The sequence below is a fragment of the Roseibium sp. M-1 genome, assembly GCF_054515675.1.
This window is the reverse complement of the sequence record NZ_CM137257.1, coordinates 5,150,354-5,175,533: the sequence shown is the minus strand read 5'-3', so window position 1 is coordinate 5,175,533 and position 25,180 is coordinate 5,150,354. Positions and strand designations below refer to the sequence as shown.

Below are 25,180 nucleotides of genomic sequence, written 5' to 3'. Positions count from 1 at the left end.
GACGGCCCCACAAAACCACCCTTGCCCCGTCGCCTTCGCCTCCCCCCGCCCTAGCTACCCTCTGGTGCCATTTTCCAGGGAGCCGATTGCCATGCGGTGGATGTTTGTTGCTGTTGCCTGCCTTCTCGTCCTGCCGTTGCCGGCTGCTGCCGAAGAGCTCGACCTGGAACTTGTGCTGCTGGCAGATGCGACCGGATCCATCGACGATGCGGAAATCCGCTTCCAGCGCCGTGGCTATGCCGAAGCAATCACGGACCCGTCAGTGCTGAATGCAATCTCCAGCAACATCTATGGCAAGATCGTCATCACCTATGTGGAATGGGCCGACATGTTCTCCCAGGACGTCGTCGTCGACTGGACGGTGATCGATGGCCCGGATGCGGCGGCAGGCTTTGCAGAGAAGCTGATGGCAGCGCCCCGCCGCGCCTATGGCCGCAATGCCATCGGTGCGGCACTGCTGCGGGGCAAGGAGCTGATCGATGGCAATGACTATGAAGGCCTTCGCCGGGTGATCGATCTTTCCGCCGACAGCGCCAACAACTGGAACGGGCCGACCATTCCGGAAGCCCGCGCGATCGTGGTTTCCTCCGGCATCGTCATCAACGGCCTTGCCGTCCTCTGCCGCCATTGCTCCGGCCGCCCCGTCGCCTACGATCTGGAGGACCGGTTCTACCGCGAGATCATCGGCGGCCCTGCCGCCTTCGTCGTCACCGCCGACAGCGAAGAGACTTTCGCGGAAGCCGTGCGCAAAAAACTGATCCTGGAAATAGCGGCGCGGCCGGAAGACTCAGAGCGTATCCTGCAGCATCTTGCCGGGCTTCGGTGACCGGTCCGGTGCTTGAGCGAAGAAAATCACGATTGCCACACAGAGGCGTCATCGCATTATGATTTGAGCAAGTGGCGGAAGCGACCTTAAGGTCGTCGCACATACGAAGGGACATCGTTTCACGGCAACTGCCGGCCCGAAGGACCATTTCAACCGGCAGGATGCGAAACCTATTTGCCAGGGCGCACTGCGCCGATAGCCGGGGGGATGACATGATCAGACAGGTTGTTGCGCGCTTAAGCGAATTGCCGGACAGAAAGCCCCAATATGCGCTCGTAGCGGATGTCGATCTTGTGGTCGTGCGCTTCGATGACGAAGTCTCGGTCTTCTATGGCCGCTGCCTGCATCGTGGCGCGTTGATGTCCGACGGCTACGTTCAGGGCAAGAACCTGATCTGCGGCGTCCACTACTGGGACTACCGGCTCGACAGCGGCGTCTCCGAATACAACAATTCCGAAGCCCTGCCGAAATTCCGGAGCTGGGTCGATGGCGACGAGGTACTGGTCGACGAGGACGAGATCGCCGCCTGGGCAAAGGACCATCCCCAGCCCTTCAAACGCAAGAAGTATCTCGGGCTCTACGCCGACACCAGCCACGGTACCGAGGAAGAGCCTTACAATGGTCTCATCCAGCAATATGCCCGTGACGGGCTCTCCAGGACCGGCCACCACGGCAAGGTCGACGCCATGGGCGTGCCGCGCACCCAGTTGCCGGACTGGGACGACATCCAGATCCTGACCGCCCAGTTGCACCGCTTCCCGCTGCTTGATGGCGATCCCGTCGGCACCGAGGTCGTCGTCGGCCCCAACGCCCAGAAGCCGCTGCGCCTGAAGATCCCGCTGCTCGTCTCCGACATGAGCTTCGGCGCCCTGTCGGAGCCGGCCAAGATCGCGCTTGCACGCGGCGCGGACCTCGCCGGCACCGGCATCTGTTCCGGTGAAGGCGGCATGCTGCCGGAGGAGCAGGAAGCCAATTCGCGTTATTTCTACGAGCTCGCATCCGCTCGCTTCGGCTTTGCCTGGGACAAGCTCGACAAGGTCCAGGCCTTTCATTTCAAGGGTGGCCAGGGTGCCAAGACCGGCACTGGCGGCCATCTGCCCGGCGCGAAAGTCAGAGGCAAGATTGCAGAAGTCCGGGGACTGAAGGAGGGCGAGGATGCCATCTCGCCGCCCCGCTTTCCCGAATGGACCGATGTCGGCCAGGTTCGGAACTTCGCCAATGAGGTGCGCGCCCGCACCGGCGGCATTCCGATCGGCTACAAGCTTTCCGCCCAGCATATCGAGAAGGACATCGACGCGGCGCTGGAGGTCGGCGTCGACTACATCATTCTGGACGGGCGCGGAGGCGGCACCGGTGCGGCACCGATCATCTTCCGCGACAACATTTCCGTGCCAACCATCCCGGCACTCGCCCGTGCCCGGCAGCACCTCGACAAGTCTGGCCGGCCCGACATCACGCTGATCATCACGGGCGGCCTGCGCAAGCCCGCCGACTTCGTCAAGGCGCTGGCGCTCGGCGCCGACGCGGTCGCCCTTTCCAATTCGGCCATGCAGGCGATCGGCTGTATCGCGATGCGTGCCTGCCACACCAACAATTGTCCCGTCGGCATCGCAACCCAGAAGCCGCATTTGGTCAGCCGGCTGGAGGTGGAAAAATCCGCCCGCCAGCTCACCAATTTCTTCGAGGCTTCCGTGGAGCTGATGCAGGTGATGGCGCGCGCCTGCGGCCATTCGCATCTGAACCAGTTCAACGCCGGCGATCTCACCACCTGGAAACGGGAAATGGCGGATCTTTCCGGCATTGCCTATGGCGGCGTTGCCTGACCAGCCGGGATTTTGAGGGAGGAAATTTCATGGACGCTCAGGATCTCGACTGGATCAGGGTCGGCTCGGTTACCGACCTGCCCGAAGGCCGCGTGAAGACTGTCACGGCCCGCACCACCTCAATCTGCCTTTCCCATTTCGACGGCCGATGGGCGGCGATGGACAACCATTGCCCGCATCAGCGCGGCCCGCTCGGCGAAGGCTCCATCGAAAAGGGCAGCGACGGCAAGTGCTGGATCCGCTGTCCATGGCACGGCTGGGATTTCGACCCGCTGACCGGCGCGCCTCCCGGCGGCCACGAGGACAGCGGCCAGAAGCTTTATCCGCTGAAGATCGACGGCGGAGAGATCTTCATCGGTCTCGAACCGGAGCCACCGCATGAGCGCACGGTGACCGATGTGATGGCCGAGACCATGGTAAACTGGGGCGTCAAGCGTGTCTTCGGCATGGTCGGCCACTCCAACCTCGGCCTTGCCGATGCCATCCGCCTGCAGGTGGCAAAAGGCAATCTCGGCTATATCGGCATCCGCCACGAGGGAGCAGCCGCCTTTGCCGCCTCCGCCTATGGCAAGCTGACCGGCAAGCCGGCCGCCTGCCTGACGATTGCGGGACCCGGCGCGACCAATCTCCTGACCGGCCTCTGGGATGCCAAGGTCGACCGCGCGCCGGTGCTGGCGCTCACGGGCCAGGTCCAGACGCAGGTTTTCGGCCCGGGCGCTTTCCAGGACATCGACCTCAAATCCGCTTTTGAGGCCGTGTCGAAATTCTCGCAGCCGGTACTCGGCAGCTCCAATCATGCCGAATTGATGTCCCTGGCATTGAAGACGGCGCTGGTGGAACGGGACGTCGCCAACCTGATTTTCCCGGACGATGTCCAGACCAACCCCAGCAGCAAGGAAGCAGGCAAGCCCGAGGGGCGGATCAGCGGCACATCCATCACGCCGTCCGCGGACGACCTTGCCAGGTCCGTCGAGATGATCAACACCGCCAAACGTCCCGTCATCGTGCTCGGTTACGGTGCCAAGGACGTGCGGGACAAGGTGATCGCGCTTGCCGAAAAGATCGGTGCTCCGGTGCTGACCACCTTCAAGGGTAAGGGCCTCATCCCGGACACCCATCCGCTCGCCGCCGGTGTTCTCGGCCGCTCGGGGACACCGGTCGCCAGCTGGTTCATGAATGAGGCGGATCTTCTGATTTCGCTCGGGTCGTCCTTTGCCAATCACACCGGCATCGCGCCCTACAAGACCATCATCCAGGTCGATTTCGAACGCATGCAGCTTGGCAAGTTCCACCCCGTCACCCTGCCTGTCTGGGGCGAGATCGGAACCTTCTGCGAGGCGATCCTTGACGGCGTTCTGCGGCCGGGCGATGCGGCGGACCAGGTGGTGGAACTGGTCGTCCGGTGGGCGATCTGGCGGGAAGAAAAGGAACGCCGCCTGAACGAGGCCGCCGGCAGGGGCATCCATTCGGCCGCCGTCTTCAAGGCGCTCAGCGAGCTTTGCCCGTCCGACGCGATCATTCCCGTCGATGTCGGCAACAACACCTATTCCTTCGGCCGCTATTTCGAACCCTCCGGCCAGCGCATCCTCATGTCCGGCTACCTCGGCTCCATCGGCTTCAGTCTTCCGGCCGCCCTCGGCGCCTGGTCGGCGACACAGGATTTCGAGGAGTTTCGCGGCCGCAAGGTGATCTCGATATCCGGCGACGGAGGCTTCGGCCAATACGGCATGGAATTCACCACGGCCGTCAAATACGGAATGGATATCAGCCATATCCTTTTGAACAATTCCGAGCTCGGCAAGATCTCCAAGGAGCAGCGCGCGGGCGAATGGCCGGTCTGGGAAACCAACCTCACCAACCCTTCCTTCGCAGCTTTCGCACGCCTGTGCGGCGGTCACGGTCACCGGGTGACGGAAGCTTCGGACCTCAAGGACGCAATTGCCGATGCCATCGCCCACAAGGGCCCGTCGCTGGTGGAGATCATCACAGATCCGGATCTGGTGTGAGGACGCTCCACAAGCACCGCTGTCATCCCGGCCGGAGCGAAGCGGAGAGCTGGTCTGTCGGCTTGCTCCCCTTTCCTCCTTGAGGGCAGGCAATCGCATATGGAAGGGACCTGCCGAAAGCACAGGTGTCACCCCGGGCGAGCATCGCGAGACCCGGGGCCCACTCGTTTCCAGATAGTTGAAGTGGGGTAGCCCATCTTCAAGAAACGTCTTGTGCTTCGGTATTTGGCCCGGCGAGTAGGCCCCGGATCTGCGCTTCGCTTGTCCGGGGTGACACCGTGGAGGTAAATTCCTAATCGCATTTGGTGAGATTGTTTCCCAAATGCAATTGCCCCCTCAAGGGAGGAGAGAGGTGCAAGTTGCCTGGCCTTGAATTTCAAGTGTCATTCGCATTCTGAAGAGGTGCTGGCGGCCATTTCAATAAGTCAGGAATTTAGGAATCCAGATCATTGGCACCAACTCATTTTTCGCTAAGCTGACAGCTCGGCGCTTACAGGACGTTCGGGGGACCCATTGCAAACCGCTTCCCTTTTGATCGAGATTGGCCGCTGGTACCTGATTGCCGGTGGCGTGGTCGCGGCCCTGTTCCTGGTGATCGGCATCGACCGGGTGGAGCCGTCCGCGCGCGGTTCCTTTGCGTTCCGCCCGCTGCTCATTCCCGGCATCTGCCTCGTCTGGCCGCTGGTGCTCTATCGCTGGTATGTGCTTGCCAGATACGGGGAGGCAAGGCGATGAAGCGTGCCCACCGGACGGCCCATGCCAGGATCTGGACCCTCCTTGTCATCCTGCTGCCGCTCGCCTTCTTCACGGTCCTGGCGCTGCGCCAGTCTCCGCCCGCGGACCGCCCGGCGATCCTGATCGAAGCCCCTGTTTCCATGGAGGCCGGCCAATGAGCGTGCAATACACGCCGGTCATCTGGAACCGGAACAAGATGATCTACGACGCGGTGCTGATCGTCGCCGTTTCGCTCTATCTCTACATCTTCATCCGGGTTGGCCCGCTCTTTGAAGACGTCACCAGACCCATCGACGGCGCCACCTTGAGGATGCGCGCCTTCGGCAGCTGCGCCTTCCTGATGCTGACGGTGATCCTCTGCATCGGCCCACTCGCCCGCCTCGACCGCCGTTTCCTGCCGCTGCTTTATAACCGCCGCCATTTCGGTGTTCTGACCGCCTGCATCGCGGCCGTTCATGCCAGCTATGTCCTCGGCTGGTATTTTGCCTTCTCGCCGACGGACAGCTACGTCGCGCTGCTCTCCTCCAACACCAGCTACACGCAGATCCTGGGCTTTCCCTTCGAGGCCTTCGGCATCCTGGCACTGATCATCCTGTTCGTTCTGGCTGCCACCAGCCACGATTTCTGGCTGAGCTTTCTGGGTGCGCCGATCTGGAAGGCGCTGCACATGGCTATTTATGCCGCCTATGCCTTCGTCGTGCTGCATGTCGCACTCGGTGCGCTTCAAGGTCCCTCCGACCCGGTCTTCACCGCCATGGTTTCCGCCAGCGTGGTGCTCGTCTCCGGCCTTCACTTTGCGACCGGGCGCATGGAGGTCCGCCGCGAACGCGGCGAGGCGTCGGCAAAAGCGTCGCTCGAAAACGAAGGCTGGGTCATTGCTGGCGACATCGAAGACATCGACGACAAATGCGCCAAGGTGGTCACGCTTTCGGAGGACGAGCGCGTCGCCATCTTCAAATATGACGGCAAGCTCTCGGCGGTCACCAATGTCTGCGCTCATCAGAACGGCCCGCTCGGCGAGGGCAAGGTGCTGTGGGGCTGCATCACCTGCCCCTGGCACGGCTACCAGTACAATCTCGCCGACGGCCGCGCACCTGCGCCTTTCACCGAGAAGATCGCCACCTACCGCCTGAAACTCGTCGGCTCGACCGTCCTGCTTGACCCCAAGGCCTTGCCGCCCGGCACCTATGTCGAGCCGGTCGTGATCGGAGGTGCTGCATGACCTGGAGACAGACCAAGGCCGCGCCCTTCTTCGTCGGCTATCTCACCAAGGTGCCGAAGCCGCTTCAGGCGTTTCTCGGTGTCTTTACGATCTGTTTCGTCACCGGTCTCGGCCTTGCCGCCTTCGCCCTGTCTTCGACGCAGAGTGATCCGGGCAATGGCGCTTTCCAATGGGGCAACCGGTTCGAAAATGAAGGCGTGCTGGAACTTCGTCCTTACCCCGTCCTGCGCGTCCCGGCGGCAGATGAAGCGCCCGCACGCACCTATATGCTTGCCGGGCAGGGCAAACGTGGCGTCTTCGAACAGGCGGAAGCCAACCGTTCGGGATCGGTGACCCTTCGTGGTGTGCCGGTCAGCCGCGGCGATCTCACCATGATCCAGGTTGGCCAGGTGACCCCTGTCGAAGGCGAGACGGCAAGTTTCACCCCTTCTGAGCCTGTGCCGCTCGGACGCTGGAAACTCACCGGCGAGATCTGCGACGGCAAATGTTATGCCGGTGCCATGCGCCCCGGCCGCGGCCTTGCCCACAAGGCCTGCGCCGATCTCTGCCTGACAGGCGGCATCCCGCCGGTCTTCGTCTCCTCCGGCACGGTCGAGGGCCGCTCGTTCTTTCTGATAGCGGACAAGGATGGCAACCTTCTTGGCGACGAAATCAATCCGCTGCTGGCGCTCTATATCGAGGTCGAGGGCGACGTGGAACGGCTGGATGACCTGATGGTCTTCAAGGCGGATCTTTCGACCGCAAGGGTGTTGAAATGAGCGACAGCCCGCAGCTTCCCCTCTGGCAGACCGTCCTGATCTCGACCGTCATGACAGCAGCCCTGGTCGCCATCGCCTGGGCCATCTGGACCTATGTCCCGGCCGTTTTCCAGACCTGGAGTGTCACGAGAGGCACGTTCGTGACAGACCTGAGGTTTTTCGCCGGCTTGTTGGCTGTCTTTCTCGGCCTGACCTTCCTCGACCGGATCATCGAATTCGTGAAGGCGAAACTCGGTGGCGGGCACTAGGAAAAGCTCAGGTTTCTGAGCAGATCAGGATGCGAGGCGTTTTGCAAGCTAGGGAGACAGCTGTGTTTCAGACCTGCTTCGCCGTCAACTCTGGTGTCACCCCAGTCAAGCGAAGCGCAGAGCCGGGGCCTACTCGCATATCCGCTTGCTGAAGCAGGTGAATTGCCGATCTGGTACCGAAACACGTGTTCTCTGGAAATGAGTAGGCCCTGGGTCTCCCTTTGGTCGCCCGGGGTGACATCGTGGGATGCGGCTTGTTTTGAATTTGCAACCGGTCTTGCCACTGACGCGCCCCAAAAGGATGACGACAGTGCTTCACATTCCCCCTCATCCTGAGGAGCGCGCTTCGCGCGCGTCTCGAAGAATCGGGCCGCTTGCTCATAAGTGTGCCGCCGATCCTTCGAGACGGACCTGTCGGTCCTCCTCAGGATGAGGCATCACGTTGGGCCAGCTCTTATGAATGCACCAGCTCCAGCAGCAGCCGGTTGAAGACCTCAGGCTCTTCCAGATGCGGCGTGTGGCCGGAGGACTCGAAGCCGTGGAAATGAAAGTCCGGCACGTTGTCCCGGTGCCAGCGGTGAACGCCCTCGCCGTAGAGCTGGCTTTTCAGTCCGGCCGCCAGGTGAAACGGCACCGGAAATTTCTTCAGGAGCGATCGGAAATCCTGCGCCGTCAGCGAGGCCCACATCTGGCGCAGCAGGACCGGATCGCAGGCGGCGATTTCCCGGCGGGCGAAGTCGCGCTTGTCCGGAGCTATCTCCATGCCTTGTGCAAAGAGGCGTTTGGCGATCCGGCCCGGCAACTTTGGCCAGTCCGCAACCAGCGCATCGAGGAAATGCCCGTTCAGGTCCGCGGTGAGGCCGTTCAGCGTGCCGTTCTTCCAGTCCGGCGCATTCAGCACCTTCGGCGACATGTCCACGGACACGAACCGTGCGATCCGCTCCGCGCCGTGACGCTCGATCATCGCATAGGAAACGAGAGACCCCATGGACCAGCCGCAGAGGACGATGTCCGTCAGGCCGCGCGCCGCCAGCGCCTCATGAAGGGCATCGGCGGCGGCTTCGATGCTCAAGGGCAACTTGTCACCGGTCAGCCCATGGCCCGGAAGATCCGGGACAATGCAGCGGGCGTGCTGTTTGAGGCCTTCGATCTGCGCGTGAAAGAAGTTTCCGGGACAGGACCAGCCATGAACGAGAACAAGCGGCCGCCCCGTGCCTTCATTCCGGATATGCAGCAATTCCTGGCTCACGCACGCCCTGCCCGCAATCGCCCGACAATGCCTGACGGGAAGAAATAAACCGACAAAATAAACAGGACGCCCAGCCACAGCAGCCAGCGTTCCGGTGCCACCAGTGTCGACAGCAACGGCACCGCACTCGTCGCCTCGGCCGCAATCCCCATCAGCGACTGCAGATAGGTCTGTGCCAGGATGAACAGCGTCGCCCCGAGCACGGCCCCGTAGAGCGTGCCCATGCCCCCTATCACGACCATCAAGAGGATGTCGATCATGATTTCCATGGAAAGCGTCGTCGCCGGACCGGTATAACGCAGCCAGATGGCGAGCAGCGATCCTGCGAGCGCTGCCATCACGGCGGAGAGCACGGTTGCGGTGGTCCGGTACCAGACCACGCGGTAGCCGATGGCCTCGGCCCGGAAGGCATTGTCGCGCACCGCCTTCAGCGTCCGTCCGAAGGGCGAGTTGACAATCCTGAGCATCACCAGGAAGAAGATCAGGGCCGCGAAGAAGACCAGGTAGTAGGCCAGGACCTTGCCGTTGATCGTGACACCGAAGATCTTCGCGCTGAACAGCTTGAAGGCCGGGGTTAACTCGCGCGGGATCTTGTAGTTGAGCCCGTCCTCGCCGCCTGTCAGCCAGGACATCTGCGACACCAGAACCGCAAAGGCGCTGGCAACTGCCAGCGTGACCATGGCAAAGAAAATGGCTTTGACGCGCAGGGAAAACAGCCCGATGGCAAGCGCGAAAATGGCTGCGACAACGGCACCCGCCACTGTCCCCCAGATCAGCGACCAGTAGTTCGGTCCGGTGGCGGAGATTGCCAGCGCCGTGCCATAGGCGCCGATGCCAAAGAACATGGTGTGGGCGAAGGAGACGATGCCGGCATAGCCGAGCAGGAGGTCGTAGCTGGCCACCAGCACGATGAAGATGCAGATGCGCGCGGCCGTTTCCAGGCTCTTGGTGCCGGGGAAGAGGAACGGCGCAAGGGCGAGCGAGACGAGCACGATCAGCAGCAGCGCGGTCAGCAGCGAACTGCGCGGGGTGTCGCCGGAGAGAAGTCTTGTCAGCATCAAATCTCTCCTACTTCGCCTTGACCACGGGATAGAGCCCCTGCGGCCGCCACATCAGCACCGCGACCATCAGCGCGATGGTCGAGATCAGGGCCACTTTCGGCGCCAGGAACGCGGTGTAGTTGGCAAGTAGCCCCACCAGCATCGCGCCGATGAAACAGCCTTCGACAGAGCCGAGCCCGCCGATGATCACCACGATGAACACAAGCACCATGATTTCCGAACCCATATGAGCCGTGATCGTCTCCTGATAGAGACCCCACATGACGCCGCCAAGACCGGCGAGCGCGGAGCCTGTCATGAAGACGATCAGGAACAGGCGACGGATGCGGTAGCCGAGTGCTTCGACCATCTCGCCGTTTTCAACACCTGCCCGCACCAAGAGGCCTATCTTGGTGTTCTTGAGAATATGGCGCATGGCAAGGAACAGCGCGATGCCGATACCGACGGCGACCAGCCGGTATTTCTCGATCGCCGCCTCGCCGATGATCAACGACCCCTGGAAGGCTTCAGGCCGGGAAATATGCAATTCGTCCGGTCCCCAGACGACGTAGATCATCTGCTGGGCAACGATCAGCCCGCCCATGGTCACCAGGATCTGTTTCAGATGTTCCCCGTATACCGGCATCACGATCACCCGCTCGAAGCCGAGGCCGAGCAGGCCGGTGACCAGCATTGCCGCCAGGATGGCGATCAGCACGGCGGCGAGGTTCAGCATCACGCTTGGCGAGGCGGTCCAGCCCGCCAGCCAGGCCAGCACGGTGAAGCCGACGAATGCCCCGACAGCAACGAAAGCCCCGTGGCCGAAATTGATGACGTCCATCAGGCCGAAGACCACCGTCAGGCCCGAGGCCATGACGAAGATCATCATGCCCATGGCGAGCCCGGCAACGGTCAGCGTCAGCCAGCTGGCCGGATTGCCGATGGCGATAAGGCCGAGGAGGGCCAGCACCGGCACCAGCAGGACGGGCGCTTTCTGGGCAAGCTGTTCCTTCAGCGGGATCTTCTCGATCCGCGGTTTGATCGCCGTCTCGCTCATTGATGTGCCTCCAGGCTCAGTCCCATGAGTTTTTCCTGCAGGGCCGCATCGGCCACCAGCTCGCTCATGGCTCCCGTATGGATGATGCGGCCGTCGTCCATGACGGCGACCGTGTCACCGATGCTTGAGGCCATGGCGAAATTCTGCTCCACCAGCAGGATGGTGGTGTCGGTTGCCTTCAATTCCTTCAGCGCGTCCGTCATCGCCTTGATGATCGCCGGCGCCAGCCCCTTGGTCGGCTCGTCGATCAGGATAAGGCGCCGCGGCTCGATGATCGCGCGGGCGACCGACAGCATCTGCTTCTGTCCGCCGGAGAGTGTCCCGGCCGAGGAATTCCAGAAGCTGCCGATGGGAGGAAAGAGCTCCTTGATCCAGGCAAGCCGCTTCGGGTCGATCGGTCCGTTCGCGGCTGCCAGCATCATGTTCTCGGCCACCGTCAGATCGGTGAAGATGCCCATGTCCTCCGGCACGAAGGCAATGCCGCGCCGGGAGATCTCCGGCGTCGAGAGCCTGGTGATCACGTGATCGGCAAAGCGGATATCGCCCTGGCTTGCGGTCCACAGGCCCATGATGGTGCGCAACGTGGTGGTCTTGCCGGCGCCGTTGCGGCCAAGCAGCACGGTGACGCCGCCTTCCGGCACCAAAAGGTCCACGCCCTGCAGGATGTGGTAGGGGCCGATATGCGTATGGACGCCGGAGAGTGAAAGAAGAATATCCGCCATCACGCAGCCTCCCCTGCTTTTTCAGGTGCCTTGCCGAGATAGGCTTCCTGCACGACGGGAAGAGCAATCACCTCGGCCGGATCGCCGTCGGCAACGAGCGCGCCGTTATGCAGGACGATGATCCGGTCGGCGAGCGTACGGATGACGTCCATCTTGTGTTCGACCAGGAGGATCGTCCGGTCGAGATCGGTCTTAAGTTTCTTGATCAGTTCCAGGATCACCGGCACTTCATCGACGCTCATGCCGGCGGTCGGCTCGTCGAACATCAGCACCTGGGCCCCAAGCGCGATCATCAGCGCCACTTCCAGCTTGCGTTGGTCGCCGTGCGGCAGGGCCGAGACAGTCTGGTGGGCCTTGTCGATAAGCTTGACTTCCGCCAGCACATGATCGGCCCGCTCCAGCAACTCAACGTGGCTTTCGGCGATGGAAAAGAGATCGAAACCCTTGCGCGCCTTGGCCTGAACCACAAGACGGACATTCTCCCGCACGCTCAAGGTCGGAAAGAGATTGGTGAGCTGGAAGGCGCGGCCGATGCCACGGTCCGTCCGTTCGGGCACGGACATCCGCGTGATGGCCTCGCCATTCAGGAGCACCGTGCCGGAGGTTGCCGTCAGCTGGCCGGAAATCAGATTGAAATAGGTAGTCTTGCCGGCGCCATTGGGACCGACAATCGCCGTCAGCGTGCCACGATCAAAGGCGCAGGAGACATGATCGACCGCCACATGGCCGCCGAAGCGGATGGTGAGATCTCTCGTTTCAAGTACCGGGTGTTCCTTGGCCACGATGCGTGTTCCCAGGTTCAGTTGGTGCGGAAGGGGTGGGTACCCGGACGATTTCACCATCGTGCGGCCGGGGGATCAAGTTTGGCTCGAGCATGTGAAAGCCCATCAGGCCCACCACACACGCCGGGTCACCTCTCCCATTGGGAGAGGTCGGCGCTGCGCGCCGGGTGAGGGGTCAGACGTCGCCGAATAATTCCGGCGCTTGCCCCCTTACCCCAGCCCTCTCCCAATGGGAGAGGGAGCGCCTCAGAAGCAGCCGTCAGATGGACAGCCGAAGTCCTACTGGTTGCGGATCGGGATGTTCATGTCCTCGATCTTCAGTTCGCGCACCAGTTCCGGAATGCCCCAGGCAACATCCGGGTCGACCTTGATCTTGAAGTGATACATGGACTGCAGCGCCTGATGGTCTTCGGCGCGGAACACCATCTTGCCCTTGGGTGTCTCGAATTCCATGCCTTCCATCGCCGTAATCAGGTCCTCGGTCTCGGTCGAGCCTGCCTTGCGGATCGCCTCGACAATCGCAATGCCGGCCGACATGCCACCCGCGGTGAAGAAGTCCGGCGGGGCGTCGAAGCGCTTCTGGTGCTCGGCAACCAGCCAGTCGTTCACCGGGTTCTTCGGGATCTCGTAGTAATAGTAGGTCGCGCCTTCCATGCCCGGCAGTTCCTTGTAGGCTGCCATGGCCGCAAGGATATTTCCGCCTGTGGCGATCTCGACACCGAAGCGTTCGGGCTCCATCGCCTTGATCTTGCTGATCGGGTTGCCGCCGCCGGCCCAGATCACGAACAGGAACTTTCGGCCCGGCTCATCCTTGAGGGCATCGAAGACACGTTGCGCGTTGGCAGTGAAGTCCTGCGTGTCGGTCGGGGCATATTCCTCGAAGACCAGCTTGGCACCGGTGCCGGCGAGCGCTTCCTTGAAGGCGGCGACGCCGTCGCGGCCGAAAGCATAGTCCTGCGCCAGCGTTGCGATGGAAACGCCTTCCTGGCCGAGAGCGACTGCGTTCGAAATTGCGTCCTGGGACGAATTGCGCGAGGTACGGAAGACATAGCGGTTCCAGTTTTCACCGGTAATGCTGTCAGCCACGGCCGGTTCCACCAGGAGGATCTTCTCGTATTCCTCGGCGACCGGCAGCATGGCCAGTGCAACGCCGGAGGAAACCGGCCCGACGGCAATATCCACCTCGTCGTCACCATAGGCTTCTGCCAGTGCCGCCTTACCGATATCGGGCTTCAGCTGGGTGTCCTTCTCGATGACCACGATCTTGCGGCCGTCGATTTCCATGGTGCCGTCAGTGGCATATTCCAGGCCCATCATAAGGCCGGTATGCGACTGCTTCGCATAGGCCTCAAGCGCGCCGGTCTTGCCATAGACATGGGCGATCTTGATATCCTCGGCAAAGGCACCCGTGGCACCTGCGGCCGCGAGGCCAAGAGCTGCCAGAACAGGCAGCGCCCTGCGGAAAACGCGTTTCGTCATGAATTCTCCTCCCGTTGCGCGCAAGGTCGACCCACGGATCAAACCGCTCCCACGGCTCGCACAGTGCCATATCATCACCTGACGCGGCTGTATATGACACATGAATCAGTATTCATGTCAAGGAAGAAGACAACGCCTGACAACTTTGCCATGTTTCGCTGGAGCAGCCGTCTCCCACAGCAACAAGCTTAATACGGGACCCGCTCTTCGATAGAGACAGGATCTGGATTTTGGGCGGCTCTCAACTCGGCGCCAGGCTTGAAATCGGACGCAACCTGCCGGACCACGCAGTCAGTCCTTCTGGGGCCAGAACTCAGTGTACCTCCCATCGTTGCCGATTGCTCGCAAAAGCAATTGATCCACGACCGGACCGGGGGAACGATCAGGCCCGCAAACTCAACGCGCCATGCGGTGTAAAAAGGCGTCCATCGTGGAACGGATGTTCCTTGCGGCTTCACCGTCCTGCCTGAAGGTAACGTTGCAGGGTTTCGTTTCGCCGGTTTCTATAATCTTTTCCGACGGACTCCGCCCATTTGCCGCTTCATATGGAAGCCCTCCGAGCGCAGAATGCGTGGCGGTGAAAGGCACCAGTTCGAAGTTCACCTTGTTTCGCAGCTCGGCAACCATCGCGCAGTTTCCCATAAACTCGCGAGATCTCGACACTTTCATGTTTCGATGGACATGCATGCAGTTCCGGACATTCGACGGAACGGGATAGGAAGTTTCGTCGCCGAACGCGATCTTGAATGCCTCCGACGGCTCAAAACTGTTTACGATTTTGCTTCTGATCAAATCGGATGCGACGCGGGACACAGCGTCGAACAGCATCATGCAATGAATTTCCACACCTTCCTTCTGCAGTCTTCGGGCAAGCTGGACAACGATATAGGCTCCCCTGCTATAGCCGCACAGAAAGATCCGGCCGGTTCTGTATTTTACGGTTTCCTGATACCAGTCATAGGCGTCTTGTATTCTTGCGTTTGTCGACAGGCCTTCCATCTCCGGCCCGCGTCTGTAGTACCTTCGGTTGTTCTTCCAGCTATCGTAGTATCTACGCACAAAACTGAACCTGAATTCCTCCTTGTATAAATTGCCCCTGCCTTCGTCCAGGTGGTTCCGGGGCATTCCCAAGCCCTTGTTTCTTATATCAAGCTCTTGAAAGTATCCGGGACTCTGGTGCATCTGCGCCACGGCTCTCTTGTTGCCGACTGCCAGCGACTCCATTTTCCTGACACCGCTCCTGCGAAGTCCCGGATGGTCCGCGCCATGCCCTTGAATACCTTTGAGAGCCTGAATGATCGCGCTCTCGTATCCGGTTCCGTCGACACCAATATAGATGTCTGAAAGAAACCGCGGCTCGCCGTCATAAGTTTCGTATTCGAAGCCACCAGCGTTCGACATTAACGACCCCCCGATACGGAATGCTGAAAAGGGCGACTGCGGTCATCAGAATTCGAATGTGCGAATGCCCAAAGTCATTCCAAAACGATAGAAAATTAATGAAAAAACTTTCGCATCGAACAGAAAAAAGCGCAAGACAACAAAAGACACGAACCAGGCCATCTCCGGAACTTGCGTAACATCTGCAAAGACAAAATCGTACCCTACGGAACCGTCACGATCGCAGGGCACGCCATATTGCCGTCAGACAAATGCAATGGTCGACAGACTGCGGAGAGACCTACCGCAGCCGCTGCTCGCTTTTCGCGTCGAAGTACAGCGCCGAGGCCGGATCGAAGCTGATCGCCACATTGCCTTCGGAAACCGGAGCGTCCTCACCCTTGGTTTCCACGATCACCCGTTCGCCGGTCGGGCAGACGAGGTAGGAATAGGCGACACCGCCGAGCTGTTCGCAAAGATCGACTTTGGCGCCCTCCGCACTTGGCGCGATCTTCAGGTGCTGCGGCCTGAGACCCACCAGAACCTTTTGCCCCTTGGCCGGCAAGGCAACGGCGGTCGGAATGGAAACATCGCCGAAGGCTGCCACGGTCACTGCACCCTCAGCCGCGATGCCTTCGACGAAATTCATGCTCGGGCTGCCGATGAACCCGGCGACGAATTTGTTGTCCGGATCGGAATAGAGCTGCATCGGCGAGCCGACCTGCTCGATATTGCCGCCGCGCAGCACCACGATCTTGTCGGCGAGCGTCATCGCCTCGACCTGGTCATGGGTGACGTAAATCATCGTCGCGCCGATTTCCTTGTGGAGACGCGCGATCTCGACGCGCATGTCGACGCGCAGCTCCGCGTCAAGGTTGGACAGCGGCTCGTCGAAGAGGAACACCTCCGGCCCGCGCACGATGGCCCGGCCGATGGCGACACGCTGACGCTGTCCGCCGGAGAGGGCTTTCGGCTTGCGGTCGAGATAGGGCTCCAGCTTCAGGATGCGGGCGGCCTCGGCGACCTTGCTGGCGATTTCGGCCTTCGGATGGCCGGTCATCTTCAGCCCGAAACCCATGTTCTCCTGCACGGTCATGTGCGGATAGAGCGCATAGGTCTGGAACACCATGGCAATGCCGCGCTCGGCCGGGTCCGCCCGTGTGACATCCCTGCCGCCGATGGAAACCGTGCCGCCGGTGGTCTCCTCAAGACCCGCGATCATGCGCAACAGTGTGGACTTGCCGCAGCCGGATGGGCCGACAAAAACGCAGAACTCGCCATCCTCGACGTGAAGATCGACGCCGTGAATGACCTCGATATTGCCATAGCGTTTGACGGCTCCCGACAGCGTGACATCGGACATGAATTTCTACTCCCTGAATGTGGTTCTCGCCGGGTCCCTTATGTGGGGAACTGCCAATGCTCGACGGCGGACGCGATCTGCGAGGCTGCCGAAAGAAGATCCGGGCGCAAGGCTTCCAGATCGCTCAGCGATTTGCGTTGGGTCGATGTGGTGATGGACAGCGCGCCAAGCGGCCTGCCCTTGGAGGAAAGGATCGGCGCAGCGATACAGATGATGCCCGGCTCGTGCTCTTCCCGGTCAAAGGAGACACCGGCTTCCCGGATCTGTCTGATCTCGGTCATCAGCTCCTTGGCACTGGTCAGCGTTGCCGGCGTATAGCGATAGAAGGACTGCTTCTTCAGCGCATGCTCCAACTCGGCGTCATCGACGAAGGCGAGCATCGCCTTGCCGACGCCGGTGCAATAGCTCGGCCCGATCTTTCCGGCCTGGGAGAACATGTTGATCGGCACCGCGGCATTGCGCTTGTCGACATAAAGCACCTGTCCGCCATCCAGCTGAGCCAGGTGCACCGTCTCGCGCACCTTGACGGCAAGGTCGTCGACAAAGGGGCGGGCAATCGGCGCGATCGAACTCTGCCGCCAGGCCTCATGCGCAAGGCGCACCAGGCGGATGCCGAGCGAATAGGTCTGCTGCTGGTCGTTGAAGGCGAGAAAATCCTGGCTGACCAGGGTTTGCATCAACCGGTAGAGCGTCGCCTTCGGGAAAGCGCTGTTTGCCAGCAATTCATTGAAGCGCACCGGACGGCCGAATTCGGCCACCTGGTCCAGCACACTCAACGCCTTGCCGACAGTTCCGTCGGCCGCAGCACTCGTCGTCATTTCATTTCCTCCCGGCCCGGACAGGGCAAGCCGCCTTTGCAGCCTATTGACAATCTAACCGCATCGACGCAAAGTATCAATATCCAAAACTTAGTTCCAAATATTGGAACTTGCAAGTGGATCTTGGGAGGACACCATGAACTTGATGACCAAAGCGTCTCTTCTGGCGCTGACTGCCGCATTTGCGGCCTCTTCTGCCCTCGCGGCAGACAAGCGGACTGTGACTTATTACGCGGACTATGACCCGGCCCCGCTCGCGGCCATGGAGCAGGTGATTGCCGATTTCGAAGCGGCAAACCCGGACATCGATATCGTCCTGCAGAACTTCGACCATGAAGGCTACAAGACGGCGATCCGCAACTTCCTGTCGGCCGATGCGCCGGATCTTGCCAACTGGTATGCGGGCAACCGCATGGCACCTTTCGTCAATTCCGGCCAGTTTATGGATGTGACCGACGTCTGGGAAGAAAACGGCCTGAACGAAAGCCTGGCTTCCGCCGCGGCTTCCATGACGATCGACGGCAAGAAGTGGGGCGTTCCCTACACCTACTATCAGTGGGGCATCTATTATAACAAGGATGCCTACGCACAAGTCGGCGCCACCGTTCCGGAAACCTGGGAAGAGTTCATTTCCAACTGCGCCAAGTTCAAGGACGCCGGCATCGACTGCGTCACCACGGGCACCAGGGCCTTGTGGCCCGGGGCTGGTATCTTCGACTACCTGAACCTGCGCACCAACGGTTACGAGTACCACATGGATCTGACCGGCGGTAAGGTCGCCTGGACCGACGAAGGTGTCCGCAACACCTTTGCCGAGTGGAACAAGCTGGTGGAACCGGGCTACATCACCCAGAATCACGCCGCTCTCGACTGGCAGGATGCCGCCGCCCTCCTCGTTCAGGGCAAGGCCGCCAACTACGTGATGGGCAACTTCGCGGTCGCCGTCTTCAAGGAAGGCGGAATGACCAACGACACGCTCGGCTTCATGCCGTTCCCGACCATCAATCCGGATGTGGTGCGCGCCGAAGAAGCGCCGACGGACACGGTCCACATCCCGACGGGTGCCAAGAACCCGGAAGACGCCAAGAAGTTCCTCGCCTATCTGGCGACGGCCGACGCCCAGACCAAGATCAACGCGGCAATGGGCCAGCTGCCGATCAACAGCGCGGCAACGGTCGGCGACGACCCGTACATTCAGGCCGGCTTCGAGCTGCTGTCGACCACCAAGGGCGGCATTGCCCAGTTCTTCGACCGTGACGCTCCGGCGGAAATGGCCAAGATCGGCATGGAAGGTTTCCAGCAGTTCATGGTGCAGCCGGAACAGCTCGACAACATCCTGGAGCGCCTGGAAAAGGCCCGCGAGCGCGTCTACTGATCACGAAAACGTCCACGGCCGGTTCTCCGGCCGTGTATTATTTAGCCGGCAAACAAGCCGGACAATTCAACAGGAAACACGTCCTTACGGGAGGGACTGCCAGCCATGGCCGTCGCGTCGAGCGGGCACGCAGCCCAAAAATCCTTTTGGCGCCGGAACCAGCAGAGCCTGACACCCTGGCTGTTCCTGGCACCCGGCATGTTCATGTTCGCGGTCTATGTCGTCTGGCCGATTTTCCAGAGTTTCTGGCTGTCGTTCTACGACTGGGACGGGCTTGGCCAGAAGGTGTGGCTGGGCTGGGAGAACTATGTCGAACTCTTCGACGACGATGCCTTCTATACCTCGCTCTATAACAACGTGCTCTGGCTCGTGCTCTATCTGCTGGCCGTTCCGGCAGGCCTCGGCATCGCGATCTTCCTGAACCAGAACGTCTTCGGCATCCGGCTCTACAAGTCGCTGTTCTTCTTTCCCTTCGTGATTTCGCAGGTCGTGGTCGGCCTGATGTTCTCCTGGTTCTACGCCCCGAATTTCGGCCTGTTCTACAATCTGGTGGAATGGATCACCGGCTCCGGCGTCGCCATCCTGGCAGACCCGGACCTTGTCACCTACGGCATCATCGCTGCCGGCCTGTGGCCGCAGATCGCCTATTGCATGATCCTCTACCTCACGGGCCTCAACAACGTCTCCCCGGACCAGATCGAGGCCGCCCGTCTGGACGGCGCCAAGGGGTTCAAGATGCTGTGGTACGTGATCCTGCCGCAGCTTCGCCCGGCCACCTTTATCGCCGTCGTCGTGACGGTCATCGGCGCGCTGCGATCCTTCGACCTCGTCTCGATCATGACCGACGGCGGCCCCTTCGGCTCCAGCCGGGTGCTCTCCTTCTACATGTTCGAGCAGGCGCTTTCCGAATACGGCTACCGCATGGGCTACGGCGCGGCCATCGCCGTCATCCTGTTCCTGATCATGATGGTGTTCATCTCCGGCTTCATCTGGAAGATGATCCGCGACGAGAAGGAAGGGTATTGATATGTTTCCCCGTCCGATCGAACAGACCTCCCCCGCCGCGCGCATTGCCTACAAGCTTGCCCTGCCGGCCGCATTGATCCTCTGGCTGCTGCCGCTGCTCGGCGTCGCCATGACATCGATCCGCCCCGCCTCGGACCTTGCCGCCGGAAACTATTTCGGCTGGCCCTCCGCCATCGCGCTTACGAACTACGCCGATGTCTTCCAGAACTCGCCCATCGGCCAGTACATCCTGAACTCCTTCAAGGCGACCATTCCGACGGTAATCGGCGCTGTCGCCCTGTCGACCATGACCGGCTTTGCTCTTGGCATCTACAAGTTCCGCAGCAACCTGCCGATCTTCTTCCTGTTTGTTGCCGGCAACTTCGTGCCGTTCCAGATCCTGATGGTTCCGGTGCGCGACATGACAGTGCATCTCGGCCTCTACAACACCACCACCGGCCTGGTGCTGTTCCATGTCGCTTTCCAGACCGGCTTCTGCACCCTCTTCATGCGCAACTTCATCCGCGCCCTGCCGCGCGAGCTGATCGAGGCAGCCCGTGTCGACGGCGTCGCCGAATGGCGGATCTACTGGTATGTCGTGCTGCCCTTGATGCGCCCGGCCATCGCGGCTCTCTCGGTGCTGATCTTCACCTTCATCTGGAACGACTATTTCTGGGCAACGGTCCTGACCACATCGGCCGAAACCCAGCCGGTGACGGCAGGGCTTTATTCGCTCAACGGCCAGTGGATCGCCGCCTGGCAGCTTGTGTCCGCCGGCTCCATCGTCGCGGCCCTTCCGCCGGTTGCGATGTTCTTCCTGATGCAGCGGCACTTCATCGCCGGCCTGACGCTCGGAGCCGTGAAGTGATCAAGACTTGGCACTTGCGAGATGACCATCAAAGCCTGGTCCTCGCCAGCTTCGACAAGAGGTTGCCGGAAGCAATTTACTGGGGCCCCGCCCTTCCCGCGGGCGAGAAACTGGAAACACTTGCCGCAGCCTCTCGCATGGATGTCACCGGCGGCATGGTCGACCGCAATGCCGGCCTCAGCCTCTGCCCGGAAGCCTCCGAGACCTTCCCGGGACAGACCGGCCTCACGGCAAGAGATGCATCCGGCGCTCCGCTCTTGCCGAGCTTTCGCTTCGAAAGCGATGCTGCCTCCGGCGATGGGCTGACACTGGTTTTTGCCGACACCGATCTCGGCCTGTCCCTCGTCTTCGATCTCGTCCTGACGCAAGGCACGTCACTCCTGAAACTGCAGACGCGCCTTGAAAGCGCGAACGAGATCACCGTCGACTGGCTGGCGGCACCCGTCCTGCCGGTTCCGGCCCATGCCGGCGAAATGATCGAATTCTCCGGCCGCTGGTGTGCCGAATTCCTCACCCGCCGCCTGCCTTTCGCGCCCGGCGCCCGTTTGCGCGACAACCGCACCGGCCGCACGGACCATGCCCATTTTCCCGGACTGATTGTCTGCAATCAGGGCACGTCCAACACCGCCGGCGAAGCCTTCGCCTTCCACTACGGCTGGTCCGGCGGGCACCGGATGGTCGCCGAGGAACTGGCAGACGGCCGCCGCCAGGTGCAATTCGGCCATGCCTCGGCGAGCCTGCCGAAAGGCCGCCACTTTGTCAGCGCGCCGCTCTATGCGACTTACTCGTCAACCGGCTTCAACGGAGCGGCCGTGCGTTTCCAGCGTCATGTCCGAGATCATCTGGTAAAGGGCGCGAAATCGCCCCGGCCGGTGCATTACAATTGCTGGGAAGCCGTCTATTTCCGGCATGATCTTGAAGACCTCAAGGCCATTGCCGACAAGGCGGCCGATCTCGGCGCCGAGCGCTTCGTCCTTGACGACGGCTGGTTCGGCCGCCGCGACGACGATACCTCCTCGCTGGGTGACTGGGTCATCGACAGGCGCAAGTACCCGGACGGCCTCACGCCGCTGATCGAGCATGTCACATCGCTGGGGCTCCAGTTCGGCATCTGGTTCGAGCCGGAAATGGTCAACGAGGACAGCGAACTCTTCCGGGCGCATCCGGATTGGGTCCTGGGCCCGGCGGATCAGATCCGCGGCCGCCAGCAGCTCGTGCTCAACATGTCCCGGCAGGAGGTCCGCGACTATCTCCATGGCCAGATCGCCGAGGTGCTGGCCAACAACGACATCGGCTACATCAAGTGGGATCATAACCGCGTGCTCCCGGTCGTCGACAGCCGCCAGGCAGAAGGTTTCTACGCCCTGGTTGACCGGCTGCGCGCCGATTTCCCGCATGTCGAGATCGAAAGCTGCTCATCCGGCGGCGGTCGCATCGATTTCGGTGTCCTGGAGCGCACGCACCGTGTGTGGCTGTCGGACAGCAACGACGCGCTTGAGCGTCAGCGCATCCAGCACGATGCCGCGCTCTTCCTGCCCGCTTCGGTCACAGGCTCCCATGTCGGCCCGCGCCATTGCCACACCTCGGGCCGCACCATCGACATCCGCCTGCGCGCCTGGACCGCCGCGCAGCGCCACATGGGCTTCGAGATGGACCCGCGGGAACTGACCGATGCCGAAGCCGAGACCCTGCGCGAGGTGACCAGCTGGTGGAAGGACAACCGGGACTGGATGAGTGAGGCCGATATCCTGCGCCTCGACAGCTCCGATCCTGCCGTCATCGCAGAACAGCAGCTTTCGCAGGACGGCGGGAATTTCGTGGTCTTCGCGGCACTGACCCGCCCCTCAGACCAGATCCTTCCCTATCCCCTGCAGCTGACCGGACTGGACCCGGAGGCCCGATACGCGATAACACTCATCAATCGGGACGAGGCACCGCGGCTTTCACGCAGCGTGCCTCTCCTGAAATCCCGAGACCTTGAGGTCAGTGGACAATATCTCATGTCCCATGGCCTCACCTTGCCCTGGCGCTTCCCGGAAACAATCTGGGTTCTGAAGGGCGAAAAAATCTGAGTAACGTTACTCAAGCGGACTATTTCGGCTGACGCCGCCCAACATTTAAGGAAGTGCCATGTACGCCACCTATCCCGATCTGAAGGACGCATCGGTCTTCATCACCGGCGGTGGCTCCGGCATTGGCGCGGCCCTGACCGAGGGCTTTCTGAACCAGGGGGCGAAGGTCGCTTTCGTGCAGCGCTCCGACGCGTCCGGTTTCTGCGGCGACATGGAAACAAAATACGGCCGGCGGCCTCTGTTCCTGCCCTGCGACATCACCGACATGACCGCCCTGAAGGCTGCCATCGACAAGGCCGCTGAGGCGCACGGTCCGATTACCGTACTCGTCAACAACGCCGCCAACGACAAGCGTCACAAGACCGAGGAAGTTGACGAGGCTTTCTGGGACTGGTCGCAGGCAATCAACCTGAAGGCCTATTTCTTCGCCTGCCAGCATGTCATCGCCGGCATGCGCGCCGCCGGTGGCGGCTCGATCGTCAACTTCACCTCCATCTCCTACATGATGGGCAACGCCGGCTACGCCGCCTACACAACCGCCAATTCGGGCATTAACGGCTTGACCCGGAGTCTTGCGCGCGAATTCGGCGCCGACAACATCCGCGTCAATGCGATTGCCCCCGGCTGGATCCTCACCCAGAAACAGCGCGACATGTGGGTGACGCCGGAAGGTCTTGCCGCCCATATCGACCGGCAGTGCCTGAAGGTCGAACTGGTGCCGGATGACATGGTCGATCCCGTGCTGTTTCTGGCGTCCAAAACAAGCCGGGCGATGACCGGACAGTCGCTCGTCGTCGACGGCGGTGTGGTGGTGACGGGATGACCAAAGACCCGAAAACAGCCTGGCTCGCTGTGGATTGGGGCACCACCAATCTGCGCATCTGGGCGCTTGCAGAGACCGGCGAGGTGCTTGCGCATCGCAGCTCTGACAAGGGCATGGGCAAGCTCGCCCGCAAGGACTTCGAGCCGGCGCTTCTGGACCTTGCCGGCGACCTGCTGCCGGACCGCACTCAAACACCTGTGATCGTCTGCGGCATGGCGGGCTCGCGACAGGGCTGGGCCGAGGCTCCTTATGAAACCGTGCCCTGCCCGCCGCCGTCCTTGAGCGAAGCAACCCGTGCGCCGGCAAGCGACCCGCGCCTGGACGTTCGCATCCTGCCCGGCATCAAGCAGTTGACCCCGCCTGACGTCATGCGCGGCGAGGAAACGCAGATTGCAGGATTTCTGGCGGAGAATGGCGGCTATTCCGGCACGCTCTGCCTGCCAGGCACTCACACCAAGTGGGTGTCACTCAACAACGGGCGCATCGAAGGCTTCCGCACCTGCATGACCGGGGAGACCTTCGCGCTCCTCGCCAGGCAGTCGGTCCTGCGCCACGGTCTGTCACCGGAAGATCTCGATCAGGAAGCGTTCGGCGATGCTGTCAAAAGCATCCTTGGTGCTCCTCAGACCCTGGTTGCCGATCTCTTCGGTATCCGGGCCGCGGGGCTCATCGCCGGCCTCAGCCCGGCTGAGGCGCGCGGGCGCCTGTCCGGTCTGCTGATCGGCTCCGAACTCGCCGCCATCCGGCCGGACTTCGATCTTGACGGCGTTGCGATCCTCGGCAGCGAAGGCATCGCCAAAGCCTATCGCTCCGCGCTTGACTGTCTCGGCCACAAGGCCCGGCTTCTGGATGCGGACAGCCTGACGCTGAACGGCCTTGCGCTTGCCTATTCCTCCTATGCGAAAGTTCTTTCATGAGCCGCAACCTGATCGCCATCCTGCGCGGCCTGACCCCGGACGAAGCCTTGCCGGTCACGGAAAGCCTGATCGAGGCGGGGATCACCCGCATCGAGGTGCCGCTCAATTCGCCGGACCCGCTGAAAAGCATCGCGGCGATGGCCAAGGCCTTCTCTGACAGGGCCGAGATCGGTGCCGGGACGGTGCTGGAGCCGGCACAGGTAGCGCAGGTGAAATCGGCCGGCGGCACCCTGATCGTCTCGCCGGACTGCAACCCGGATGTGATCCGAGCCACCAAGGCCGAAGGCATGTCGTCCTTTCCCGGCGTCATGACGCCGACCGAATGTTTCACTGCACTCAGAAACGGTGCGGACGGACTCAAGTTCTTCCCGGCCTCTCTCATCGGACCCGACGGCCTCAAAGCCATGCTGGCGGTGCTGCCGAAAGGCACCGCGACTTATGCGGTCGGCGGTGCGGGTCCGGAGAATTTCGGCGACTGGATCAAGGTCGGCACAACCGGTTTCGGCATCGGCACGGCCCTTTTCAAGCCGGGTTTTACAGTCGCGGAGATCCGCGATCGCGCCAACAGGATCGTCACCGCCTACGATGCGGCGGTCTCAGCCAACGGATGAC

General features: G+C 61.6%; 24 protein-coding genes. 15 read left to right on the top strand and 9 right to left on the bottom strand.

Features of this window, described 5'->3' with window-relative positions:
* Positions 1 to 91 precede the first annotated feature (91 nt).
* The 8 genes from ACX3M4_RS23465 (at position 92) to ACX3M4_RS23430 (ending at position 7,618) form a co-directional block, all read left to right on the top strand.
* On the top strand, positions 92 to 826 hold the full coding sequence (locus ACX3M4_RS23465; RefSeq protein ID WP_459355386.1) for a DUF1194 domain-containing protein: 735 nt from the start codon (positions 92 to 94) through the stop codon (positions 824 to 826).
* A gap of 212 nt (positions 827 to 1,038) precedes the next feature.
* Positions 1,039 to 2,649 carry a glutamate synthase-related protein gene (locus tag ACX3M4_RS23460; RefSeq protein ID WP_459355385.1) on the top strand — a complete coding sequence of 537 codons (1,611 nt, stop codon included), beginning with the start codon at positions 1,039 to 1,041 and terminating at the stop codon, positions 2,647 to 2,649.
* Between the two features lie 29 nt (positions 2,650 to 2,678).
* Positions 2,679 to 4,655: a thiamine pyrophosphate-binding protein gene (locus tag ACX3M4_RS23455; protein ID WP_459355384.1), complete on the top strand. Its 1,977-nt coding sequence runs from the start codon at positions 2,679 to 2,681 to the stop codon at positions 4,653 to 4,655.
* A gap of 513 nt (positions 4,656 to 5,168) precedes the next feature.
* Positions 5,169 to 5,390 carry a hypothetical protein gene (locus ACX3M4_RS23450; protein ID WP_459355383.1) on the top strand — a complete coding sequence of 74 codons (222 nt, stop codon included), beginning with the start codon at positions 5,169 to 5,171 and terminating at the stop codon, positions 5,388 to 5,390.
* A complete protein-coding gene (locus ACX3M4_RS23445) occupies positions 5,387 to 5,548 on the top strand; it encodes a hypothetical protein (protein ID WP_459355382.1) in 162 nt (53 codons plus the stop codon). The genes ACX3M4_RS23450 and ACX3M4_RS23445 overlap by 4 nt, the downstream gene beginning before the upstream one ends.
* Positions 5,545 to 6,612, top strand: coding sequence for a Rieske 2Fe-2S domain-containing protein (locus tag ACX3M4_RS23440; RefSeq protein ID WP_459355381.1), 1,068 nt, complete (start codon positions 5,545 to 5,547; stop codon positions 6,610 to 6,612). The genes ACX3M4_RS23445 and ACX3M4_RS23440 overlap by 4 nt, the downstream gene beginning before the upstream one ends.
* Positions 6,609 to 7,370, top strand: a complete 762-nt coding sequence (locus ACX3M4_RS23435; protein WP_459355380.1) for a hypothetical protein — start codon at positions 6,609 to 6,611, stop codon at positions 7,368 to 7,370. The genes ACX3M4_RS23440 and ACX3M4_RS23435 overlap by 4 nt, the downstream gene beginning before the upstream one ends.
* On the top strand, positions 7,367 to 7,618 hold the full coding sequence (locus ACX3M4_RS23430; protein WP_459355379.1) for a hypothetical protein: 252 nt from the start codon (positions 7,367 to 7,369) through the stop codon (positions 7,616 to 7,618). The genes ACX3M4_RS23435 and ACX3M4_RS23430 overlap by 4 nt, the downstream gene beginning before the upstream one ends.
* A 454-nt stretch (positions 7,619 to 8,072) precedes the next feature.
* On the opposite strand, the gene ACX3M4_RS23425 is transcribed toward ACX3M4_RS23430, so the two are convergent.
* The 9 genes from ACX3M4_RS23425 to ACX3M4_RS23385 form a co-directional block, all read right to left on the bottom strand.
* Positions 8,073 to 8,867: an alpha/beta fold hydrolase gene (locus tag ACX3M4_RS23425; RefSeq protein WP_459355378.1), complete on the bottom strand. Its 795-nt coding sequence runs from the start codon at positions 8,865 to 8,867 to the stop codon at positions 8,073 to 8,075.
* A complete protein-coding gene (locus ACX3M4_RS23420; protein WP_459355377.1) occupies positions 8,864 to 9,925 on the bottom strand; it encodes a branched-chain amino acid ABC transporter permease in 1,062 nt (353 codons plus the stop codon). Before ACX3M4_RS23420 ends, ACX3M4_RS23425 begins: the two co-directional genes overlap by 4 nt.
* 10 nt (positions 9,926 to 9,935) lie before the next feature.
* Complete coding sequence (locus ACX3M4_RS23415) at positions 9,936 to 10,964, bottom strand: branched-chain amino acid ABC transporter permease (RefSeq protein ID WP_459355376.1); 1,029 nt, start codon at positions 10,962 to 10,964, stop codon at positions 9,936 to 9,938.
* Positions 10,961 to 11,686, bottom strand: coding sequence for an ABC transporter ATP-binding protein (locus ACX3M4_RS23410; RefSeq protein WP_459355375.1), 726 nt, complete (start codon positions 11,684 to 11,686; stop codon positions 10,961 to 10,963). Before ACX3M4_RS23410 ends, ACX3M4_RS23415 begins: the two co-directional genes overlap by 4 nt.
* Complete coding sequence (locus ACX3M4_RS23405) at positions 11,686 to 12,471, bottom strand: ABC transporter ATP-binding protein (protein WP_459359493.1); 786 nt, start codon at positions 12,469 to 12,471, stop codon at positions 11,686 to 11,688. The genes ACX3M4_RS23410 and ACX3M4_RS23405 overlap by 1 nt, the downstream gene beginning before the upstream one ends.
* 276 nt (positions 12,472 to 12,747) lie before the next feature.
* Complete coding sequence (locus ACX3M4_RS23400; protein WP_459355374.1) at positions 12,748 to 13,947, bottom strand: substrate-binding domain-containing protein; 1,200 nt, start codon at positions 13,945 to 13,947, stop codon at positions 12,748 to 12,750.
* Between the two features lie 396 nt (positions 13,948 to 14,343).
* Positions 14,344 to 15,348, bottom strand: coding sequence for a hypothetical protein (locus tag ACX3M4_RS23395; RefSeq protein ID WP_459355373.1), 1,005 nt, complete (start codon positions 15,346 to 15,348; stop codon positions 14,344 to 14,346).
* Between the two features lie 280 nt (positions 15,349 to 15,628).
* The gene (locus ACX3M4_RS23390) at positions 15,629 to 16,690 is read right to left on the bottom strand and encodes an ABC transporter ATP-binding protein (RefSeq protein ID WP_459355372.1); all 1,062 of its coding nucleotides are present in this window, start codon (positions 16,688 to 16,690) and stop codon (positions 15,629 to 15,631) included.
* 38 nt (positions 16,691 to 16,728) lie between these two features.
* Positions 16,729 to 17,508, bottom strand: a complete 780-nt coding sequence (locus ACX3M4_RS23385; protein WP_459355371.1) for an IclR family transcriptional regulator — start codon at positions 17,506 to 17,508, stop codon at positions 16,729 to 16,731.
* A gap of 136 nt (positions 17,509 to 17,644) precedes the next feature.
* Between ACX3M4_RS23385 and ACX3M4_RS23380 the strand changes: the two genes are divergently transcribed.
* The 7 genes from ACX3M4_RS23380 to ACX3M4_RS23350 all read left to right on the top strand — a co-directional run bounded on the left by ACX3M4_RS23380 (position 17,645) and on the right by ACX3M4_RS23350 (position 25,179).
* Positions 17,645 to 18,883 carry an ABC transporter substrate-binding protein gene (locus tag ACX3M4_RS23380; protein WP_459355370.1) on the top strand — a complete coding sequence of 413 codons (1,239 nt, stop codon included), beginning with the start codon at positions 17,645 to 17,647 and terminating at the stop codon, positions 18,881 to 18,883.
* A 105-nt stretch (positions 18,884 to 18,988) separates the two neighbouring features.
* On the top strand, positions 18,989 to 19,909 hold the full coding sequence (locus tag ACX3M4_RS23375; RefSeq protein ID WP_459355369.1) for a carbohydrate ABC transporter permease: 921 nt from the start codon (positions 18,989 to 18,991) through the stop codon (positions 19,907 to 19,909).
* A gap of 1 nt (position 19,910) precedes the next feature.
* Positions 19,911 to 20,756, top strand: coding sequence for a carbohydrate ABC transporter permease (locus ACX3M4_RS23370; RefSeq protein WP_459355368.1), 846 nt, complete (start codon positions 19,911 to 19,913; stop codon positions 20,754 to 20,756).
* A complete protein-coding gene (locus ACX3M4_RS23365; protein WP_459355367.1) occupies positions 20,753 to 22,828 on the top strand; it encodes an alpha-galactosidase in 2,076 nt (691 codons plus the stop codon). Before ACX3M4_RS23370 ends, ACX3M4_RS23365 begins: the two co-directional genes overlap by 4 nt.
* Before the next feature lie 58 nt (positions 22,829 to 22,886).
* Positions 22,887 to 23,651: an SDR family NAD(P)-dependent oxidoreductase gene (locus ACX3M4_RS23360; RefSeq protein ID WP_459355366.1), complete on the top strand. Its 765-nt coding sequence runs from the start codon at positions 22,887 to 22,889 to the stop codon at positions 23,649 to 23,651.
* A complete protein-coding gene (locus tag ACX3M4_RS23355; protein WP_459355365.1) occupies positions 23,648 to 24,568 on the top strand; it encodes a 2-dehydro-3-deoxygalactonokinase in 921 nt (306 codons plus the stop codon). Before ACX3M4_RS23360 ends, ACX3M4_RS23355 begins: the two co-directional genes overlap by 4 nt.
* Entirely contained in the window at positions 24,565 to 25,179 is a 615-nt protein-coding gene (locus ACX3M4_RS23350; protein WP_459355364.1) for a 2-dehydro-3-deoxy-6-phosphogalactonate aldolase, read from the top strand. Before ACX3M4_RS23355 ends, ACX3M4_RS23350 begins: the two co-directional genes overlap by 4 nt.
* The last annotated feature ends 1 nt before the right edge of the window (position 25,180 follow it).